At 72.2% G+C, this 19715-nt stretch carries 17 protein-coding genes; 10 read left to right on the top strand and 7 right to left on the bottom strand.

From position 1 onward, the window contains the following. Positions 1 to 102: 102 nt before the first annotated feature. The 7 genes from ACFY8W_RS03970 to ACFY8W_RS04000 form a co-directional block, all read right to left on the bottom strand. Positions 103 to 975, bottom strand: coding sequence for an arginine deiminase family protein (locus ACFY8W_RS03970; RefSeq protein ID WP_391099886.1), 873 nt, complete (start codon positions 973 to 975; stop codon positions 103 to 105). 128 nt (positions 976 to 1103) lie between these two features. After that, positions 1104 to 1535, bottom strand: a complete 432-nt coding sequence (locus ACFY8W_RS03975) for a GFA family protein (protein WP_391099889.1) — start codon at positions 1533 to 1535, stop codon at positions 1104 to 1106. Continuing rightward, the gene (locus ACFY8W_RS03980) at positions 1535 to 2398 is read right to left on the bottom strand and encodes a DUF3865 domain-containing protein (protein WP_391099891.1); all 864 of its coding nucleotides are present in this window, start codon (positions 2396 to 2398) and stop codon (positions 1535 to 1537) included. The genes ACFY8W_RS03975 and ACFY8W_RS03980 overlap by 1 nt, the downstream gene beginning before the upstream one ends. Continuing rightward, entirely contained in the window at positions 2395 to 3678 is a 1284-nt protein-coding gene (locus ACFY8W_RS03985; protein ID WP_391099893.1) for a hypothetical protein, read from the bottom strand. The genes ACFY8W_RS03980 and ACFY8W_RS03985 overlap by 4 nt, the downstream gene beginning before the upstream one ends. Before the next feature lie 70 nt (positions 3679 to 3748). Further along, entirely contained in the window at positions 3749 to 4882 is a 1134-nt protein-coding gene (locus tag ACFY8W_RS03990) for an inosamine-phosphate amidinotransferase 1 (RefSeq protein WP_391099895.1), read from the bottom strand. Between the two features lie 108 nt (positions 4883 to 4990). Then, on the bottom strand, positions 4991 to 6067 hold the full coding sequence (locus ACFY8W_RS03995) for a fatty acid desaturase (RefSeq protein WP_391099897.1): 1077 nt from the start codon (positions 6065 to 6067) through the stop codon (positions 4991 to 4993). Between the two features lie 123 nt (positions 6068 to 6190). After that, complete coding sequence (locus tag ACFY8W_RS04000; RefSeq protein WP_391099899.1) at positions 6191 to 6325, bottom strand: hypothetical protein; 135 nt, start codon at positions 6323 to 6325, stop codon at positions 6191 to 6193. Positions 6326 to 6763: 438 nt separating this feature from the next. Here ACFY8W_RS04000 and ACFY8W_RS04005 point away from each other — a divergent pair, with 438 nt between their 5' ends. From ACFY8W_RS04005 to ACFY8W_RS04050, 10 genes are all read left to right on the top strand, one after another. Next, positions 6764 to 7657: an amino acid--tRNA ligase-related protein gene (locus ACFY8W_RS04005; protein ID WP_391099901.1), complete on the top strand. Its 894-nt coding sequence runs from the start codon at positions 6764 to 6766 to the stop codon at positions 7655 to 7657. A gap of 28 nt (positions 7658 to 7685) precedes the next feature. Next, the gene (locus ACFY8W_RS04010) at positions 7686 to 8528 is read left to right on the top strand and encodes a TauD/TfdA family dioxygenase (protein WP_391099903.1); all 843 of its coding nucleotides are present in this window, start codon (positions 7686 to 7688) and stop codon (positions 8526 to 8528) included. Positions 8529 to 8612: 84 nt separating this feature from the next. After that, on the top strand, positions 8613 to 9734 hold the full coding sequence (locus ACFY8W_RS04015) for a hypothetical protein (protein WP_391099904.1): 1122 nt from the start codon (positions 8613 to 8615) through the stop codon (positions 9732 to 9734). Positions 9735 to 10057: 323 nt separating this feature from the next. Further along, complete coding sequence (locus ACFY8W_RS04020; protein WP_391099905.1) at positions 10058 to 12097, top strand: ATP-binding cassette domain-containing protein; 2040 nt, start codon at positions 10058 to 10060, stop codon at positions 12095 to 12097. Positions 12098 to 12165: 68 nt separating this feature from the next. After that, on the top strand, positions 12166 to 13635 hold the full coding sequence (locus ACFY8W_RS04025; protein WP_391099906.1) for an NUDIX domain-containing protein: 1470 nt from the start codon (positions 12166 to 12168) through the stop codon (positions 13633 to 13635). A 74-nt stretch (positions 13636 to 13709) separates the two neighbouring features. Then, positions 13710 to 14750, top strand: a complete 1041-nt coding sequence (locus ACFY8W_RS04030; protein ID WP_391099908.1) for a phosphotransferase — start codon at positions 13710 to 13712, stop codon at positions 14748 to 14750. Further along, positions 14734 to 16137, top strand: a complete 1404-nt coding sequence (locus tag ACFY8W_RS04035; RefSeq protein ID WP_391099909.1) for an MFS transporter — start codon at positions 14734 to 14736, stop codon at positions 16135 to 16137. Before ACFY8W_RS04030 ends, ACFY8W_RS04035 begins: the two co-directional genes overlap by 17 nt. After that, positions 16134 to 17456, top strand: a complete 1323-nt coding sequence (locus ACFY8W_RS04040; RefSeq protein ID WP_391099912.1) for a methyltransferase domain-containing protein — start codon at positions 16134 to 16136, stop codon at positions 17454 to 17456. Before ACFY8W_RS04035 ends, ACFY8W_RS04040 begins: the two co-directional genes overlap by 4 nt. Continuing rightward, a complete protein-coding gene (locus ACFY8W_RS04045) occupies positions 17453 to 18304 on the top strand; it encodes a methyltransferase domain-containing protein (RefSeq protein WP_391099914.1) in 852 nt (283 codons plus the stop codon). Before ACFY8W_RS04040 ends, ACFY8W_RS04045 begins: the two co-directional genes overlap by 4 nt. Beyond that, on the top strand, positions 18301 to 19674 hold the full coding sequence (locus ACFY8W_RS04050; RefSeq protein ID WP_391099917.1) for a phosphotransferase: 1374 nt from the start codon (positions 18301 to 18303) through the stop codon (positions 19672 to 19674). Before ACFY8W_RS04045 ends, ACFY8W_RS04050 begins: the two co-directional genes overlap by 4 nt. Positions 19675 to 19715: the final 41 nt, after the last annotated feature.

Here is a 19715-nt window from a genome sequence, read left to right on the forward strand (position 1 = left end):
GATCCTCTGGGGAGGGCGGCGAAGTGCCGGCGGGCGTGCGCGAGGCCCGGCAGCCCGGAGTGGCCGAGTCGGGCGCGGGCAGCTTCGAGAAGGCGAGCTTGGTCAGGTGCGCAGCAGGGGCAGCGTGGTGCAGCGCAGGGAGCCGGGGATGCGGGTGACCTCGCCGTAGTCGACGGTCAGCACTTCGAGCCCGCGGGCGGCCAGGGCGGCAGCGATCCGGTCGCTGCCGGCGGCGACCACGATCGTCGTGGGGGCGATGGCCAGGAGGTTGACCTGGACCGCGCGGGCCTCGGCGTCGGTGACCGGGAGGAGGTCATCGAAGTGGGCGTCGAACCAGCGGTTCTGGTCGGCGGTAAACACCTCACGGTGGATGAGGGCGGTGCCGGGCGCGACCACGGCGAGGTGGTCGTCGAGGTGGACGATCCCCGTGACCGCGAAGTGCACGGAGACGACCTCGCGGTCGACGCCGTGCTGGGCGAGGGCCTCCTGGAGGGCTGTGGCACCAGCGGTGCTGGTCTCCTCGCTCAGGCCGACGAGGACGCGGCCTGTGTCGGGGAGCAGGACGTCTCCGCCCTCGATCGTGCCGCGTGCGAGGTCGACGGGCCGCAGTCCGAGCGCGGGGTCGGTGAGGGCCTCGGTCTCGCGAAGGCGGTGCGTGGAGTTCAGGCGGGCCCGGAACAGGACATGGTCGACGGCGAAGGCGATGTCGCGGGGGTAATGCTGGACGGAGCAGCCCTGCGCCGGAGGGAGCAGGACCACGTCGGCGCCGCGTTCGCGTAGCAGGCCGATCAGCTGGTCCTGCTGGGCGCGGACGGCGGCGGGGTCGTAGGGGGCCCAAGTGCTGGTGGCCTGCTGGCGGGCGAGGACCGGGTGGACGTTGGGGCCGGTCAGAGGGCGGGTGAAGTCGCTGGCGTGTCGCATGGCGACGCGGCGGAGCGTTCCGTACTCGGTGGCGACATGGGTGGTGGTGGGCACGGGTCCTCCGGGCGGTCGGTGCGGGCGCGTGGTGGTGCGGGGTGGAGGTGGCCCCAGCACGGCCCGTAGGCGGGGTGCCTGCGGGGGCGGGCGCTGTCAGGTACGCCTGCCCCCGCAGGGGTCAGGGGTCAGCCGGCCGCCGCGTGCCTGTCGGACTGGGCGAGCCAGGGGGCGGCCTCGGCGAGCCGGTTCAGGTTGGTGGGCACCAGGGCCAGGTCGGTGGCGTGGTCGTCGAGGGCGGTGGCGAGGATGCCGATGATCGTGTCGTCGCCGTAGTCGCGGGCGGCGATGTGGCTGCCGCACGCGCCGCAGAAGCCGCGAGCGGTCTTGCCGGGGTAGGTGTCGAACCAGGTCGGCTCGGCACCGGTCCACTCCAGCCCGGCCATCGGGAAGCCGACCCACCACTGGAACGGCGCGCCGGAGCGCTTGGCGCAGTGCTCGCAGGCGCAGATGTGCGGGTCATCCACCGGGCCGGTGACGGTGAAGCGAACCTTCCCGCACAGGCAGCCGCCGGAGCGGTCCTCGGGGCCAGAGCCGTTGGCGGCGACAGTCTCGGACACTAGTTCAATTCCCTTGAGCGGTAGGCCAGTTGGGTCCACCAGTGTGCCATCGCGTTGAAGATCTGCAGGAAGCCCTCCACGGCCTGCGGCAGGTCGAGGTGGAAGAGCTCACTCTGACGAATGAAGCGGGCCAGGCCCTCGATGTGCGCCTCTTCCACGCTCATGCCGCCGACCTTCGCGGCCTCGTGACCCTCGTCCAGGTGGAGCCGGTAGTAGTTGTCCAGGTTCTCCAGCTCCGCGCCGCTGGCCTGGATGGTCAGCTCGCCGTACCGGTCGGTGATCTCCCTGAGGATCTCGGTCTCGGCGACGGCGACGCCTTCGGTGGCGTAGTAGCCGCCGGCGATGAGGGAGGTCATGTGGGAGTTCACGAGGACCTGGTGCTGGAGGACCAGCTTGGCGGTCTCGTCGGCGGGAACGTGGCCGTTGACGAGCAGGCCGAGGTCGGCGAGGAGCGCGCGGGTATAGAGGATGTAGTGCGCGGGGACCTTGCCGGGCTCGCCTCCCTCCTCCAGGAAGTTCCGGTCGAACTCGTGCCCGAGGGCCGGGCAGGATCCGAAGACCTGGGCGGCGGCCAGGCGCAGGAACTGCGCGTTGTGCCGGGCGAAGACGGCGAGCTCGGCGATGTACATGCGGGCCTGGGCGGCGGTGAGGGTGCCGGGGTCGACCAGGGTGCGGATCTGCCGGTAGACCGTGTCGATCATGGGCTTGAGGTGCTTGTCGACGAGGTCGTCACCGCTGTCGCGGGTGCCCTGGAGGGTGGCGTGGATGTAGCCGCGGGTCTCCGGGTTCGCCTTCAGGTACGCCTCGACGAGGCTGGTGCCGCGCAGGGTGTCGAGCGTGGGAGTGCGTGCGGTGGTGGTCACTCGGCCTCCTCGTTCGTGGTGGTGACGGTCAGGCCGCCGGTGGCGCCGAGCGTGCGGATCGCGGCGATCACCTTCGGGTCGTCGGGAAGGGTGGTCGGGCCGTTGTTGAGGCGCTCGACCAGATCGGGGGTGAGGACGGCGGGGTCGGTCGCCGTCTCGCAGCCACGGAGGAACGCCTGCTCGCCGGTGACCATCAGCCGGTAGGGGGCGGAGACCGCGACGTTCGTGCCGGACGCGAGGCTGGCGGCGGCGAACGCGGCAGCGGCCTCGTCGCGGGCGAGGTCGTTCTCGGTCTGCTGCCAGCCGCCGTTGCTGAGGACGGTGTACCAGCGCTGGTGGGCGTGCGCCTCGGCGGCGGACGGCGCCTGCTCGGCGGCGGTGGTGAACGCAGCGGTGGTCACCGTGCTCAGGCGGCGGGCGAGCTCATCGGGGCCGGCGGTCAGCGGCTGCATCGGGGACGGCCTGCCCGCGTCGGTGTCCGGCTCGCTGACCAGCAGGGCGCCGAGCAGGTCCGGCGCGATCCAGGCCCGGGCGATCGCGGCATCGGGGAAGGTGTAGAGGGGGATGGCGACGGAGACGGAGAACTCGCTCTGCCGCCCGACGTGGAAGACCCGCTCGGGCAGGAACAGCGCGTCGCCGGGCTCCAGGGCGAAGTGCTCGCCGTGCTCCAGCAGCCACGTGTAGTCGCCGTACAGTGGGTCGCTGCCGCCGGTGAGCTTCTTGTACTCCTCGGCCGGCCAGCAGTAGAAGTGCTTGGTGCCGGGCCCGTAGTGGGTGAGGAACGCGTTCTCGTAGCCCTCGTGGACGCCGAACGCGGTCCCGCTGTAGTTGCCGACGAAGGCGACCAGCTCGGCGCCGCCGGCCGGGAGGCCCCAGCCGTCGATGAGCGCGCCGATGAACTCGCCCAGGCCCGCGGCGAGCGGCTCGCTGACGCTCTCCAGGGTGTTGAGGACCAGGCTGAACCGCTCGGCGCCGACCTGCTCCTGCATCCACGCAGTAAAGCCGCCGTCCGGCCAGCCGTCGGCGGCCAGCACCTTGGCCACGAGGTCGGGGCGGTGCTCCTCGCCCACGTACACCCGGGCGTTCGCGGTGATCTCCCGCCCGGCGGCGTGGGCGCGACGGATGGCGGCGAAGCCGTCCAGGACGGTGTCCGCGTTCGCCGCCGAGGCGGGGATGACGCCCTTGAACAGGTACGGGCGAGTCATGCCCGCGGTCTTGTCGGGCAGGGTCTCGGTCCAGAAGGCGCGGGGCGGGGGCCACGCTCCGGTGCTGCTGCTCATGGCCGGGGTACTCCTTGGGGTTCGGGCCGCGCGGGCGGCCAGACGGGCTTGAAACGGGGCGGGACAGCGCTCAGGCCGCGAGGTAGTCCTCGAGGCCGCCGTCGCGGACGGTGTCGAGGGTGAAGCAGTGGTGCCCGCCGCCGAACAGACGCCGGTGGCGGTGGCGAACCGGGACGACGGTGAAGCCGCGCTGCTCCAGCACCTCGACCAGCTCCGGGTAGAGGGAGTTGACGACCACCGTGTTCTCGTCGATCGACAGGACGTTGATGTCGATGTACCGGGACGCGGTGGGGATCACGAACCCGAACTCGTCGTAGTCCTGCTCGGGCACGGCGCTCGGCGGCGGGTAGATCGCCTCCCAGCCGCGCATCGCCTCCGGCAGGTCCTGCAGGTAGTTCGGGTCGCGCAGCAGCATCAGGCCCGGGCGCAGCGGGACGACGATGGAGTCGACGTGGTTGTCGGCGATCCCCGGCAGCCGGTGCCAGCGCAGGCCGGGGAAGTTGCGGGCGAGCCACCGGTAGGCGAGCTCGTGGTTGTGGTTGGCGACGTTGACGAGCACGTCGCGGCCCAGGCGGACGCACTGCGCGCCGTCGAAGACCATCTCCAGGCCCAGGCCGTCGATCGGCAGGGCATCCTCGCTGGCCATCGCCGCGGTGACGTCGATGTCCTTCTGGTCGAAGTAGGCGGTGTCCAGGGAGCCGGCGGCGAGCGCGGGGCGCGGCATGGACAGCCAGTTCGCGCCCTGCTCGAAGTAGCGGGCGAAGTGGGGCTTGAGGTGGTCGTTCTCGAAGATCCGGCCGCGGATGTGCGGCGCGGTCTCCACGATCGTCTCCCCGAGGATGATGGCGTTGTCGCGGACGTTCAGCGGCGGTGTCGCTCCGCTGCTCCACCACGGGGAGGACACCTTGACGTCCTTGCCGGGGGCGGAGGGGCGCAGCACGCGCACCCCGCAGCCGGCCAGGGCGTCGGCGAAGCCGGCGACGTCCTCGTTCAGCTCGTCGACGATCTGCTGTGGTATGGACAACTGCCGCTGTCCATCGGCCAGGTGCGGTGCGACGTTCTCGAAGTAGAACAGCCGCCAGCTGATGTCGGCGTCGTGCGAGGTGTAGTGGTCGGCGCGGCCGACGACGACCTCGCGCAAGCGGGAGAAGTCGTCGTAGCTGTGCACACCCTTGGCGGGCGGGTTGAGCTGGGGCTGAGTCATGGTGGCCGCCTCCTCGGCGGCGGGGTGCAGGCACGGCCCGGGCGGACATGGGGTGTCGCCCGGACAGAACTGCGGCGGGCCGGTCGTGGACAGGACGAAAGGGATCGGTCAGGCGGCCGTTCGCTCGGCGGCCACTGCCTGCCGGGGCGCGGGCTTGGCGGTGAGGCGGGCGATGATGTCCTCGATCACGCACAGCACCTCGGGGGTGGAGCGGCGGCGGAAGAAGTAGCCGGAGCACCACGGCACCTCGTCCCAGCGCTCCAGGCGCTCGGAGAGGAGGCCAGTGGCCTCGGGCAGGCGCCGCCAGGGGATCTTGGGGCACCAGTGGTGCACAGGGTGGAACATGTCGTCGAGGTGGCCGCCGAGAAGGTGCCGGGTGAGCCAGTGCGAGGACCAGCCGCGGGTCTGCAGCAACACGTCGTCGTCCTCGATCAGCCCGGCGTGGTTTCCTAGGTCGGTGATCCAGGTGACCACCGGCCGCACGAACACCAGCGGGACCAGCCAGTACAGCAGCAGGTCACCGAGGACGCCGAACGACCAGCACGTGACCGCGATGCCCAGCCACAGCACCGCACGAGCAGCCAGCGCCCACCAGCTCTCCCGCGGGCCGCGGGTCACCAGCACCCGCACCGCCGACGTCGGCAGCCGCCAGAGCGCAGCCTTGACGATCACCCGCAGCACGAACCCGCTCCGGCTCATCGGCGCCCGGACGGTATGAAGGCGCCCGGCCTGGTACGACTGGAACATCGGATCGCCCGCGCTGCCCAGCTGCGCGTGGTGGACCCCGTGGGTGGCCCGGTAGGGCCGAAGCCCCTCACCGAGCATCCCGGTCAGCAGGTACCCCACCAGGCGGTTGCCGCGCGCCGTGACCAGCAACTTCGCGTGCACACATTCGTGCGCCAGGTTCGACAGGTGCCGCTGGCGCACCCCGATGTACAGCACAGCGAGCAGCGGCCCGACGGCGTACCCGACCTGGGAGCCAACAAGCGCCGCCACCACGATCGCGCCGACATCACACGCGACGTCCCGCAAGCCGACACTCGGAGCGCCGCACAGGCCCTCCAGCTCGCCGATCAGCTCCGGCCCCAGCGCCTGCCGGACCGGACCGGACGCGCCGGTCGAGTGCCGGGTGCGCCGCGGTGTCCTCTCGCGCCGGCGTACCGGCCACCGGCTGGGCCTGCCCATCTGCTCTCCTCCGGACATCACTGCACTGGAACTGGACATTGGCCTTCCGTGAACCGCTGCCGGTGGGCGGGGCGCCCCGCCCACCGGCAGCAGTCGCACGTCAGCCGATCAGGACGATCGCGGTCAGGCGGCGCCGCCGGGGCGCATACCGAGCTTGATGCCCGGGCGCATGCCGAGCTTCACGGCGACCGCGCCGGGCCGCATGCCGAGCTTGACGCCCGCGCCCGGGCGCATGCCGAGCTTCAGGTTCTGGTCCATGTGCTCTCCTCTCGGGCCGCGGGCATGCCGCGGCCACGCGTGGTGAATCGGATGGTCGAGCCAGAGATGAGCGCGGCTCGAAGAAGCCGGCCGGGCGCTGCGCCGAGGGCGCTGGTGAAGCCGTCGCGCCGAGTGGCCGTGCCAGCACGCTAGGGCCGCACCAGGGGCACCGGCAACGGTTCGTGACGTTGCGCCAGGTGCGCCGGGGCGTTGCGTACCCGTTGCGTCCGCCTTGCCGCTGACCTGGGAATACGCATCTGCGAGCCGCTGGAATCGTGGCCACGTGCCGCGCATCGACCGCTCGGCCGGTGTGCGCGGGTCTTCTGTGCGTCGGCGGCGTGCGGCTAGCTTGAGGCGCTCCGAGGGGGCCGCGCCGCCCAGGCCGCACCCCGGTTCACCAACTCCCTTCCTATGTAGATGAGTTGAGAGGACACATGTATGTCCGCACTGTCCGGTCCCATCCGCGCCAAGGCCCACGTCCTGCGCGGCCTGCGGGCCGTGCTGCACGACGAGGGCTTCACCGAGGTTGTCACCCCCGTCGCGCGCCGCGCCGACCTTGGGCCTGGCCGCCGCGCACCCGCCGGCCTCCACGAAGGCCGGTACCTGCGCGCGATGATCGGCCCGGCTCTGCGCGTCAACGTGAGCACCGACCTCCCGCGGGTGTACGAGATCGGCCCGTGCTTCCGGCCCGAGCCCCCGGACGCCCTCCACGCCGCCGAGTTCACGATGCTCGACCTGTACGCCGCGCACCTCGGCTTCGAGGACCTGATGGGCCTCGCCTGGCGCCTGGTCGGGCCGCACCTGCCCTCCTACGCGCCGGAGCGGCTCTCGATCGCCGACCACGTCCTCAACGAGTTCGGCCTAGACCTGCGCAACGAGCCCATCGGCGACCTGCTCCCGCGCATGGCCGCCCGGATCGGCGCCGACGCGGGCGAGCCGTTCCGCGACGTCCTCGGCCGCTACATCGCTCTCGAACTGGAGGCTGGCGCCGTCGGCCGCGCGGTGTTCCTGACCGAATACCCAACCGGCGGGGACGAGCCGTGCGCCCGCCTGGCTCCCGGCACCACCGCAGTCCTGGAGCGGTTCGAGCTCATCGTCGACGGCATCGAGCTCGTCCACGGGTACACCGACGAGACGGACCGGCATGCCTTCACCGAACGTGCGAAGGCCGTCGGCCTCTACGACGACGAGCAGCAGCTCGCCCAGGAAGCCGTCGAGGCAGGGGCCGTACCCGCGGACACCGCCGGCCTCGGCATCGGCATCGAGCGGCTGTGCGCCGCCTCCGCCGGGCTGCGCGACATCACGCCATTCCTCCAGTCCCCGCAGTTCTAACCGTCTGCTCCTCGGCCCCGGAGGCACGATGGACCTTGCGATCACCCCGCTGCCCGGCGGTTTCGGCGCCCGTGTCGAGACCGACCTCGCCCGCACGACCGGATCCGCCGCATCACGCGCTCTCACCAACGCCCTGCACCGCCACCGCGTGCTGGTCCTGCCCGACCAGCACCTCAACCACGCCGACCTGCTCGACGCCGCCTCTCTGTTCGGCACCGTCGACACCGCCACCGACCGCCGCTACACCGTCCCCGGCTTCCCCGGCCTCACCGTCGTCTCCAACATCCACCAGGACGGCACGCCGATCGGCATCTACGACGGCGACGAGGAGGAGGAGTGGCACGCCGACAACTCCTTCAAGCCGCAGCTGACCGCCGCCACGCTGCTGTACTCGGTCGTCACCCCGCAACGGGGCGGAGCCACCAGGTTCGCCGATGCCACGCGGGCCTACGACGACCTGCCCGAGGAGCTCAAGCAGCGCCTGCAGGGCCTGCGCGCCGTCCACTCGATCCGCCAGCTCATCACCCTGCAGGCCCAGGCCAACAGCGGGCAGTCCTCCACCGCGGCCGGCACTCTCGCGACCGTGCCCGACGTGGAGCACTCCCTCGTCCTCACCCACCCCATCACCGGCGCCAGCTCCCTTCTGCTCGGCAGCATGGTCATCAAGAGCATCACCGGCCTGGACCAGAACGAGGGCCGGAAGCTGCTCGACAATCTGCTCGCCCACACCACCAGCCCCGGGTACGTCCACACCCACCAGTGGACCCAGGGGGACCTGGTGGTCTGGGACAACCTCGCCGTCCTCCACACCGCTTCCGCCTGCGACAGCACCCGCCACCAGCGGCTGCTGTACCGCACGTCCATCCGCTAGCTCCGCGCCCAAACCGCCCCGCCCGGCCCGCCACACGCGGCCGAATCGCGCGGGTCGGCGGCGCGCCGTCACTAGGGTTCCCGCATGGCCGAGAAGGAACAGGCAATTAGCCCCCAGCGCATCGCCAGAATCGCCGCGGAGGTGAAGGCCGTCTGCCCCACCTTCGACGATGACGCCTTCACCCGCGAGGTCTGCGCCGACCTGCCCGGCCTCAAGCTCAAGGAACGCATCGCACACACCAGCGAAGCCCTCCGGCACCACCTGCCCGGCTCGCCCATGGAGGCGCTGGAGGTTCTGCTGCGCTCCCTGCCGCCCACACCGGAGGCGGCCGGCATCACCAACGGCTCCGGCCTGCACATCTACTCCCCCCACACCGACTTCGTCGCCCGCTACTGCCGTCACGGCGGAGACCTGGAGCACTCCCTGGATGCGCTCCGGCGCCTCACCCAGTACTTCACCGCCGAGGACGCCGTCCGCTACTTCCTCAGCGACTTCCCCGAAGAGACGCTCAAGGCGGTCGACAGATGGGCCCGCAACCCGGAGTTCCGTGTCCGCCGGCTGGCGAGCGAATCCACACGCCCGCGGCTACCCGGATCGATCAACATCCCGCTCGACGTTGAGGTGGCCCTTCCCGTTCTCGACCAGCTCTACGCCGACCCCCACCGGTACGTGACCACGTCGGTGGCCAACCACCTGCACGACATCGCCACCACACGGCTGGACCTGGTCCTCCAGACCCTGGGCCGGTGGATGTCGGAGGGCCGCGCCCGTGACACGGAGCTCGCCTTCATCATGCGCGGAGCCCTGCGCAGCCGACTGAAGGACGGCGACACGAAAGCGTTCACGTTCCTCGGCTACCCGGCCGAGCCACCGGTCGAGCTCAGCTCCCTACGGCTCGAGGCGGCCACCCTGCGCGACGGCGACCACCTGTTGTTCGCCGCCGCTCTTACGGCCTCCGCCCCGGCTCGGCTCCGCATCAGCTACGTCCTCACTTCGCCTACCGCCCGGGGCAGCACACGGCGCAAGGTGTACGAGCTCAAGGACGTATCGGTCGACGCCGGCCAGGTCCTAGATCTGGTCAAGGCTCACCCCTTCCGGTCCACAGCCACCCACACCATCCGCCCTGGCACGCACTCGCTCGAGATCCAGGTCAACGGCCGACGGTTCCCCGCCGTCACCTTTACCGTCGTCGAGAGCGCTCCGTAGGGCCGCCGCTGCCTTGATGACAGCAGTCCGCCAGACCGCGCGCTCGTCATGCTGCGCCCGGGCCTGCCGGCCGCCTGGTGCTATGTCAGGCATCAGCTGCGAGCTCCTGCTGACCGCGCAGATTCGCAATGCCTCAGCATCGGCGTTTCGGCCAACCCACCTCCGTCCGCATGCTCTTGCGAGGCAAGGGTCGGTGCACTGCCCACCTTCGAAGAACCGCTGAATCGCAGGGTGCGCAACCCGACCGAAAGACACGTGTTCGAAATCGCGGCGGCGTCGTTGGACACGCCGACACCACCACCACGCCCCCGAGAGGGAACACATTGACGCGAGTCGAACCAGGCAGCGAGGAGACCACGAACCCGGTGAAGGCCGCGGCAACGACCAGGGCCAGCGTCTCGGACGCCGAGCGGGAGCTCTTCGGCGGCCGACTGCGCTACGACCAGTCCTACGTCCGGCACGAAGGGCCGCTCACCCGGCTGGGCTTCGGGCACATGGCGGCGGCGCTGCCCCGGATGGTGGGCATGGTGCTGCGCACCGGCTGGGAGACGGACCCGCGGGCGCTCACCGGCGTCGTTGTGGCGCAGCTCGGGCAGGGTGTGACGGCGGGCTGGGGGCTGGTGGCGGTCAACAGCGTCCTCACCGAGCTGTTCGCCGACGGTCCGACCGGGGACAAGCTCCACGATGCTCTGCCGTCGCTGGTGGTGCTCGCGGTCGCGGCGGTGGCAACGGCGGTGCTGTCGGCATGGTCGACGGCGATGTCCGGCCAGCTGGAGCCGCAGGTGGAGCGGGCGGTCTCCGCCCGGTACTACACGGCCGTCACCCACGTCGAGGTGGAGGCGACGGAACGTCCGGAGGTCCAGCGGGTCTTGGAGGCGGGGAAGTTCGGTACGGACTCGGCCCGCAGCATGCTGCGGCTGTCGGTGGGCGTGGGCAGCGTGGTGATCGGCATGGTGGCAGCCGCGGTGGTGCTGGCGTCGCTGCACTGGGCGCTGCTGCCGATGCTGCTGGCCGTCGCCCTGCCCAAGGGCTGGGGGGCGGTCCGATCCGCACGCCGTGAGTACGTCTCCCGCCTGAACTGGGTCGACCACCGGCGGGCGATCGCGTCCCTGCTGGCCTACCTGACCCGCCCGCACGCCGCCGGAGAGATCCGCGTGCACGCTGCCGGCACGAAGCTGCTGTCCAGCTACGAGGAGATGTCGCGGCAGACGGAGGCGGAGCAGCGGCGCCTCGCCCGGGCGCAGGCTTCCACGGATCTGGTCGCCGGCGGTTTCGCGGGGCTCGCGTCGCTGGCCTGCTACGGGTTGCTGTGGTGGCTGCTGGCGTCCGGTGGTCTGCCGCTCGCCGTGGGCGGCACGGCGGTGCTCGCCATCCGCACTTCGACGGCACGGCTCACGTCGCTGGTGCAGCAGGTCAACCGGTTGTACGAGGAGCTGCTGTTCCTCACCGACACCGAGGACGCCATCAAGGTGGCGGGCGAGAACGCCATCCCGACCTCCGGCACGCCGCTGCCCACCCCTACCCGGGAGGTGCGGACGGAGGCGGTGTCGTTCACCTATCCGGGAGCAGACGGCCCGTCCCTGAAGGGCGTGAGCGTGCGGGTGCCCCGGGGGAAGGTGACGGCCCTGGTGGGTGCGAACGGCTCGGGGAAGACCACGCTCACGAAGGTGCTGGCCGGGTTGCTGATGCCCTCCGAAGGGGACGTGTGGTGGGTGGGTGAGTCGGGCGAACGGGTCGAGCTCCGCGAGGCCGACCGCGCCCAGGTTTTCAGCGCTGTCGGGCTGCTTGCGCAGGACTTCCCGCGCTGGGAGATGACGGCCGCCGCCAACGTGGCCATCGGCGCCGGAGACCGTCCCCGGGACATGGACCGCGTCCGCAAAGCCGCCCAGGACGCGGGCGTGCTCGACCTGATCGAGAGCCTGCCGCACGGCTGGGACTCGATCGTATTCAAGGGCTACGAGCGAGGTGTCCAGCTCTCGGGCGGACAGTGGCAGAACCTCGGGTCCGCTCGGTTCCGGTACCGGCAAGCACCGTTCCTGCTGGTCGACGAGCCCACCAGCGCCCTGGACCCCCACGCCGAGATCGCCGCCTTCCAGGGGCTCTGGTCCCTGGCCGAGGAAGGGCACGCGGTCGTCCTCGTCACCCACCGGCTCGCCGCGACCATGCGCGCCGACCACATCTACGTCCTCGACCAGGGACGCGTCGTCGAGGACGGCACCCACGACGAGCTCATGGCCCACACGGGCGGCCTGTACCAGGGCATGTTCATCGCTCAAGCCGCCCAGTACGGGCTCGCGCCCGCGACCGACACGCTTCCCGGCCCCCGCGGCATCCAGCCGTCCGACCACGAGACGGCGAACTGACCCACCAGCGCGACCTCCACAGCCCCACCCCAGCACCCGCCCCCTACGTCGAAGGCGAAACGACGCTCATGCCCCCCAGCTCCTCCTCGATCCGCGAGACCATCACCGCATATCTCGGCCGCCACCCTGACGAGCGTGACGTCCTCGCCGCCGTGCTCGCCGCGCTGGACCGGCCCGTCGACGTCACCGCCCGGACGACGCTGCCCGGACACGTCACCTGCAGTGCCGTCGTAGTCGACCGCCGCTGCCGGGTCCTGCACATCCGGCACCGAGCCACCGGCGGCCTGATGCTCACCCCCGGCGGCCACATCGAGCCCGAGGACCGCACGCTGCTCGCCGCGGCGCTGCGCGAGGTGGCGGAGGAGGCCGGGATCGAGCCCGGGGTCCTGTGCCTGACCCGGCAGACGCTCGGCTCACCGATCGATATCGACGTCCACGACATCGACGCCAACCCCTCGAAGGGAGAACCGGCACACCGGCACTACGACTTCCGCTACGTGTTCTACGTCGTCGGCGACGAGCCGCCGGCGATCACCCTGCAGAACGAGGAGGTGTCCGGCGCTCGGTGGCTCGCCATGCCGGAGGTCACCTCGCCGACACTGCGCGCGAAGCTCCTCCAAGCCCAGTTGGACGGGCAGCCGGAGCCGGTGAACGCATCCGCCCTGATCCATGACGGGGGTGGCAGGTACCTGCTCCATCTACGCGACCACAAGCCCGGCGTCATCTGGCAGCCGGGGGCGTTCGCCCTGCTCGGCGGCGGCCGCACGCACGACGACCAAGACCTTGAAGGCACGCTGCTGCGGGAGCTGTCCGAGGAGGTCCCCGACCTCCTCCTGGAGGACGTAAAGCCGTACGCCGTGGAGACGGCCACCAGCGTCGACGGCCTCAGCGTCCCGATCCAGGTGTTCACCGGCATCTGGCGTGGCGACCCCGACCGGCTCCGGCTGCACGAGGGCGTGCTGCTGCGCTGGGTCACCCCCGACGTACTGGACCGGCTCCGTCTGAGCCCCGCGACGCGGGACCTCATCCGCCGGCACGCGGCCGAGAATCCTCCGGGCGGCACGCCCGGCGCCGCCACTCCGTTGCAGGAGGGGGGCAGCCGGCCCGTGCTCAACGGCATCGGCGTCCACCTCCACCTGGAGGACGACGACGGACGGGTGCTCCTGGGCCTGCGCCACCCCGACTCGGCTTTCGCGGGGAACACCTGGCACTACCTGGCCGGAAAGTGCGAACAGGAGTCCGCGGTCGCGTGCCTGGTGCGGGAGGCGCGGGAGGAAGCCGGGCTGGTCATCGACCCCGCGGACGTGGATCTCGCGCACATCGTGCACGTCGTCGACGCCCCGGGCGGACCGCCGTTGATGCAGCTCGTGTTCCGCGCCCGGCGCTGGAAGGGAGAGCCGAAGGTCCTGGAGACCGACAAGTGCCTGGCCTGGAAGTGGTGGCCGCCTCACGAGCTCCCGGACCGGCTCGTCTCCTACACCCGGACGGCCCTGGCCGGCATCGCCGAAGGCCGCGTCTACTCCCAGTTGGGCTGGTGAACGGCGTGAGCACGCCCACCGGGAGCGGGGCGCGCCCTGTCTGTGCGCGGGCCGGGACCGCTGGGGGTGCCGGGATGAGTGCCGAGTCCGATGTCACGGCCGTGGCCGGGGTCCTGGCGCTGCTGTATCGAATCACGCCGGCCGCGGTTGTCGAGGGCCCGGCGGGAACGGCGACCCGTAACTACCTGGCCGAGGATCGCGAAGGCGGGCGGTGGTTCGTGAAGGCGTACCCCCGTGGGACCGACCTGGCCGAGGAGCGGCAGGCGCTGGCCCTGGGTGAGGCGGCCAGGGCGGCCGGGGTTCCGGTGCCGGCCGTGCGGCGGTCGGTGTCCGGGGAGGTGATCGCGTCGGCCGGTGGGCCGTCGGTGTCCGTGGCGAAGTACGTCGCGGACGCGGAGACGGCCGAGGGCGGGTTATCCGGTGGCCGGTGGGATGCGGTGGGCGAGGCCGTGGGCCGTCTGCACCGGGCCCTGGCCCGCCACCCCGCCGGGCCACCGCGCCCTGTTCCGGCCCGCGAGGTCTGCGACGTCGCGCGGGCCGGACGGCGGCTGGAGGAACTGCTCGCCCGCTGGTCCGCCGCACCGCCTGCTCCGGGAGGGTTCGCCGCCTGGTGCGCGCAGACCGCAAAACAGCGGCTTGCCGCTCTTCCCGAGGTGGCGGCCCGACTTGAGAAGCTGCCGGTGACGCTGACGGCGCAGGTCGTGCACGGGGACCTGGCCTCACCGAACCTGCTGCTGCGCGGTGAGAGGGTCGCAGCGGTGATCGACTTCCGGCCCCCGGGGCATCGAAGTGCCGCCTGGGAGCTCGGCCGGATCGTGCTGGACCCGCGCACCGTGCTGGCCCGCCCGGACGAATGGATCCCGGGCCTGGCCCGCGCGGTTGGCGCCTACCGGGCGGCGAACTCGCAGCTTCCGGCCCAGGACCTCCTCGCCGTGCCGCGCGTCGCCGCCGGGTACCTGGCCTGCTCCGTCTATCCCCTGTCCGAGCCGCTGAACGACCCGGACGCGCTCACCCCGGCGCTGGAGGCGTACGGGCGCGCCCGGCACGAGGCCGCAGGCGTGCTGTGGGAGCGCCTGGACGAAGCCGAGGAGGCGCTGCGTGACGTCCTGCGCTGAGCCCCCCGCCCCACCTGCTCCCTCCGGCGCTTCGCTGTGGCGGCACCGGGACTTCCGCCGGTACCTGACCGGCCAGACCGCGAGCGTGGCCGGCAGCTCGATCACTCAGATGGCGCTGCCGGTGCTGGCCGTGCTCCACCTGGACGCCACTACCGCCCAGGTCGCGTGGCTGGCGTGCCTCGGGCAACTACCGCCCGCGCTGCTCGCCCTGCACGCCGGCGCGCTCGCCGACCGGTACTCCAAGGGCCGGCAAATGATCACCGGTGACCTGGTCAGCGCCGCTGTGCTCACCACGGTGCCGGTGGCGGCCGCGCTGGGCACGCTGACCCTGACGCAGCTCATGATCGTCGCGGTGGTGCAGGGAGCGGCGAGCGTGCTGCACGACGCGGCGGCCATCAGCCTCCTTCCCAGCCTCGTCGACCGGTCCTTGATCCAGCGGAGCAACAGCCGCGTGGGTGCGCTGTTCGCGATCGCCGCGACCGCCGGAAGCCACCTCGGCGCCGTGCTGACCGCGGTGCTGGGCCCCGCCCGGGCCCTGCTCGGCGACGTCGTCTCCTTCCTGATCAGCGCCGGATGCACCGCCCGCATCCAGGCCCGAGAACCCGCCCGGGCTCGCCCGAAGTCCCGTCGGCTGCGTGAGGAGATCGGCGAGGGCCTGCGGTACGTGCACGGCGATGAGCGGCTGCGGGCCCTGACGCTGGTCAACGCCACCACCTCCTTCGCACTCGGGCTGCTCAACACCCTGTGGGCGCTGTACCTGCTGCGGACTCTCGCGGTGAGCGCGACCGCCTTCGGAGTCGTTCTCGGTCTGGGCGCCCTGGGCGCGGCCGCCGGGGCACTGACCGCCCCGGCCCTCGCCCGCCGGTGGGGACCGGGGCCGATGATGCTGACCGCGCTCGCAATCACGCCGCTGACCCAGATCCCGCTGCTGCTCGCCTCCCCCGAGCTCGGCTGGCAGGTCGCGATCGCAGTGGCGCTGTTCCTGCAGCTGGCCTGCGCCGGTGCCGCGGGCACCACCCAGCGATCGATCCGTCAGATCATCACCACGGCCGGGATGCAGGCGCGGATGCAGGCCGTGAGCACGTGGCTGACGGCCGGCGCCCGCCCCGTTGCCGCGCTGCTCGCTGGCGGCCTGGGTACATGCATCGGGGTGCGGCCCACGCTGACCGCCGGGACCTTCTTGCTGTTCGTCCCCCTCGTGGTCCTCGCCCGCTCCCCGCTGCGCGCGCTGCGGCACATGCCCGGCTCGCCTCCCGCCCCGCCGGGGACGGGCGACGCTCCCGTGCCGTCGCCGCACGCGCCGCGGACGGCTCCTCCGGCCGTGCCCACGCCCGCTCGGGCGGAAGACGACCGTCCCGACCGCTCGCCCGGAGGAGATGCCACGTGAACAAGGTGCCGCACGCCACGGCGGTGACGGCTGCCGTGCCCGCCCCAGCCGAGCCCCTCGGATGCGACGGGCGCCGTGACTCCGCCCCGCCCGCCGGACCCTTCGTGCCGCCGCACTCCGCCGGTGACACACCCGGGGCCGCAGACGCCCGGGCGGCGATGGTCGCCCGGCTCGAGAAGACCGGAGAGCTGCGCTCCGGCCCGGTGCGTGAGGCCCTGCTCGCGCTGCCGCGCCAAGTCCTGATGCCCCAGGCGTACGTGCGGCGCAGCGCCCCGGACGAGATGCCGCCGCGCTGGGGTCTGCTGGACTGGTCCCGCCCGGGCGACCGGGACGAGCTGCTGGAGCGGCTGCACAGCGGGGAAAGCGTCGCGATCCAGCACGACGGGGAGCCGATCCTCGGCCGTACTGGCGAATCGCGCCGCGGGGGCGCCATGACCGCGATGTCGAGCACGATGGGCATGACCGCGGACCTGCTCCAGCTCCTGGACCTGCGGCCCGGGCAGCGCGTGCTGGACGTCGGGACCGGCGCCGGGGTGACCGCGGCGGCGGCGTGCTTCGTGTGCGGCGACGCAGGCGTCGTCACCCTCGACATCGACCCGCACGTCACCGCGGCCGCCCGCGAGCGCCTGCCCGCGCTCGGCTACCAGCCGACCGCGGTGACCGGGGATGGCACCACGGGCTGGCCCGAAGTGGGCCCGTACGACCGGGTCTTCGTCTCCTTCGCCGTCCCCCGCGTGCCCAAGGCTCTTGTGGAGCAGCTGGCGCCGGGCGGGCGCGCGCTGATGACGCTTGGGACGTCGTCACCGTCGTGGCCGGGCCTGGCCGTGATCGACAAGCGGCCGGACGGGACTGTGGAGGCGGAGCTGCGCGCGGTCGAGTTCGGGCACCGCGCCGGTGCCGGGTTCGACCGGCTGTTCCTGTCCGCCTCCTTCCGCGACAGGATCACCACGGCCGACGGGCCGACGCGGCGCACCCGGCTCGCGCCGCCGGCGGACACGGCGCGCGGCATGTGGCTGGCCCTGGACGCGCTGTACCCGGGGCTGGTGCGCCACTTCGGCGCCAAGGACCTTGCGATCGGGGCGCCCGAGTGCGGGTCGTGGATGCGCGTGCGAGCCGCCGGCCACCGCTGGTGGGACGTGACGACCTGCGGCCCCCGGGACATCTGGGCGGAGATCCAGGATGCCGCCGCCCGCTGGCGGGCGGCCGGCGAACCGGCCGCCTACCGGCTCCACCTCAAGGCCGACGACGTCCAGCGGGCCACCAGCCCGAACGGCGCTCTGACCTGGCAGTTTCCGCACACTCCTGGAGATTCACAATGACCCGCCCCGACCAGCCAGCCGCTGCGGCAGCTTCGGACGATGCCCTGTTCGGGTCCGAGGCCGCCGACTACGCCCGCTACCGTCCCGGTCTGCCGGACGCGGCAGTCCACCTCCTGGCTGCCACCCAGCACGGCGTACCCGACCCCGTCCTGCTGGACCTCGGCACCGGCACCGGACTGGTGCCCCGCGCGCTGCTGCCCGTCCTGCACCGACTGGTTCACATCGATCTGGTCGACGTGAACCAGCACATGCTTGAGACGGCCCTCACCGCGCTCGAACCGGTCCGCGGGGCCTGCACGGTGAGCGCCTTCACCGGCGAAGCGCACACCTTCACCCCTACCGAGCCCGGCCGAGCACCCAGCTTGATCACCTGCTGCCGGTCCTTCCACTGGATGTCCCGCCGGGAGGTCCTGTCCATGGCGGACCGGGTGGCCGCGCCGCACGCCGTCGTGGCGATCATGGGAGACGGCAGCCTATGGACCCACGAATCGGACTGGACCGCCGGCCTTCGGAGGCTAATCCAGACCTACCTCGGAGACGACCGGCGCGCGGGCACCCGCGGCACGTACGCCGGGCCCGGCCGCTCCTACGAGGACGACCTCGCCGACTCGGCGTTCAGCAACGTGGCTGAGCACCACTTCCCCGTCGCCCGCGCCTGGACACCCGAGGACGTCCTCGGCTACCTGCGCACCACGAGCTTCGCCCGTCCCGCCCTGTTCGCCGGACGTCACCACGAGTTCGAGGCCGAGGCGCTCGGTCTCCTGAAGGCCCATGCGCGCGGCGGGGTCCTGAAGGAGGACGCAGAGTTCACGGTGCTGCTCGCCCGCCGCCCCGGCGGTGACGCGTGACCGGCCCCCGGCGGCACACCGAGCCGCTCGACGTCCACCTCATCGCCCTGCGCGAAGGCCCGGCGGGGCCCGAGGTGCTGCTGTCCCGGCGGGCCGGCGACGTGTACGCGGCGGGATGCTGGCATCTGGTCAGCGGGCACCTGGACGGTCCGTGGGAGGACATGGTCACGGCCCTGGTGCGCGAAACCCTGGAAGAGGCCGGCATCGTCGTCGATCCGGCCGACGTCCGCGCGGCCGTCACCGTGCACCACCGCTCACCCGCAGGGGCTGCCCGACTTGGGGTGTTCTTCGAGGTCCGGCGCTGGGACGGCACCCCGCAGGTCATGGAGCCCCAGGTGTGCGACTCGATGGACTGGTTCGCCCTCGACAAGCTTCCGGAGCCGATGGTCGCGTACTGCCGGGCCGGACTGGATGGCTACCGGGCCGGTGCGCGGATGGCCGTGCACTTCCAGGAGCCCGGCGACCCGATCGCCTACACCCCGGCCGCCGACCGGCTGGTCCTGGTCCCCGAACCCGGCAGCCCCGGCGCGGTCCCGGAGGAGGAGGTACGTGCCTTCGCCGAGCGAGCGGTGGGCCGAATCACCGCCTGGACGGATGTCTCCTGGGCCCGTGAGGAGAGCCGCGTATGGCGGGCGCGCGGCGCCGAGGGCGGCGAGTGGTACGTCAAGATCCACCAGAACGACCGCTTCCACCAGCGTGAAGTCGCCGCGCTCCGCGGCTGGGTGCCCGGTCTGGGTCCTGCCGCGCCCCGCCTCGTGGCCGCCGACGCGCAGCTGCGGGCGGTCGTGCTCACCGCGGTGGGCGGCCGGTCCCTGCACGGCGCCACCTACTCGCCCGAGCAGCAACGTCGGATCTTCCACCGCATCGGGCAGCTCGCGGCGGCCATCCACACCAGCGCCCCACCGCGCCCGGCCGCCGGCGCCCTTCCCCTGGGGAAGCTGGAGCGGCACCTGGACGGAGCCCGGCTCCACCTCGCGCCCGGGGACGAGGAGTTCATCCGCGCCACCGCCGAGAAGGCCGCCCACCTGCCCGCCTCGGACGTGGTGCCCACCCACGGCGACTTCCAGCTCCGCAATCTGCGATGGGACGAAGACGCCGATGTCCTGTACGTGATCGACTTCGAGCGGTCGGAAGAGGGCCCGGCGATCAGGGACTTCGTGCGCCTGTCCGACGCATGGCATGGCCGCCCCGACCTTCTGCAGGCCGTGATGGACGGCTACGGCCGCCCCTTCACCCCGGAGGAAGAAGCCCAGCTCACGGTCCTGTCCGTCCTGGATTCCGTCTCCGGCATCTCCTACGGCACCGCCCACGGCGACCCCGAGCTCGTCGAGCGCGGCCGGCGCACACTGGCCCGCCTCCGCGCCGCATAACGCCCCTGAGCACGACCGCACCTACATACGAGGAGCAGCAC

The organism is Streptomyces sp. NPDC012637, from assembly GCF_042954805.1.
Lineage (GTDB): Bacteria > Actinomycetota > Actinomycetes > Streptomycetales > Streptomycetaceae > Streptomyces.

Coding starts and splice junctions, on each gene's coding strand:
- ACFY8W_RS03985 (WP_391099893.1), bottom strand. CDS start 3,678: ATGAGCAGCAGCACCGGAGCGTGGCCCCCGCCCCGCGCCTTCTGGACC.
- ACFY8W_RS03990 (WP_391099895.1), bottom strand. CDS start 4,882: ATGACTCAGCCCCAGCTCAACCCGCCCGCCAAGGGTGTGCACAGCTAC.
- ACFY8W_RS03995 (WP_391099897.1), bottom strand. CDS start 6,067: ATGGGCAGGCCCAGCCGGTGGCCGGTACGCCGGCGCGAGAGGACACCG.
- ACFY8W_RS04000 (WP_391099899.1), bottom strand. CDS start 6,325: ATGGACCAGAACCTGAAGCTCGGCATGCGCCCGGGCGCGGGCGTCAAG.
- ACFY8W_RS04005 (WP_391099901.1), top strand. CDS start 6,764: ATGTCCGCACTGTCCGGTCCCATCCGCGCCAAGGCCCACGTCCTGCGC.
- ACFY8W_RS04010 (WP_391099903.1), top strand. CDS start 7,686: ATGGACCTTGCGATCACCCCGCTGCCCGGCGGTTTCGGCGCCCGTGTC.
- ACFY8W_RS04015 (WP_391099904.1), top strand. CDS start 8,613: ATGGCCGAGAAGGAACAGGCAATTAGCCCCCAGCGCATCGCCAGAATC.
- ACFY8W_RS04025 (WP_391099906.1), top strand. CDS start 12,166: ATGCCCCCCAGCTCCTCCTCGATCCGCGAGACCATCACCGCATATCTC.
- ACFY8W_RS04030 (WP_391099908.1), top strand. CDS start 13,710: ATGAGTGCCGAGTCCGATGTCACGGCCGTGGCCGGGGTCCTGGCGCTG.
- ACFY8W_RS04045 (WP_391099914.1), top strand. CDS start 17,453: ATGACCCGCCCCGACCAGCCAGCCGCTGCGGCAGCTTCGGACGATGCC.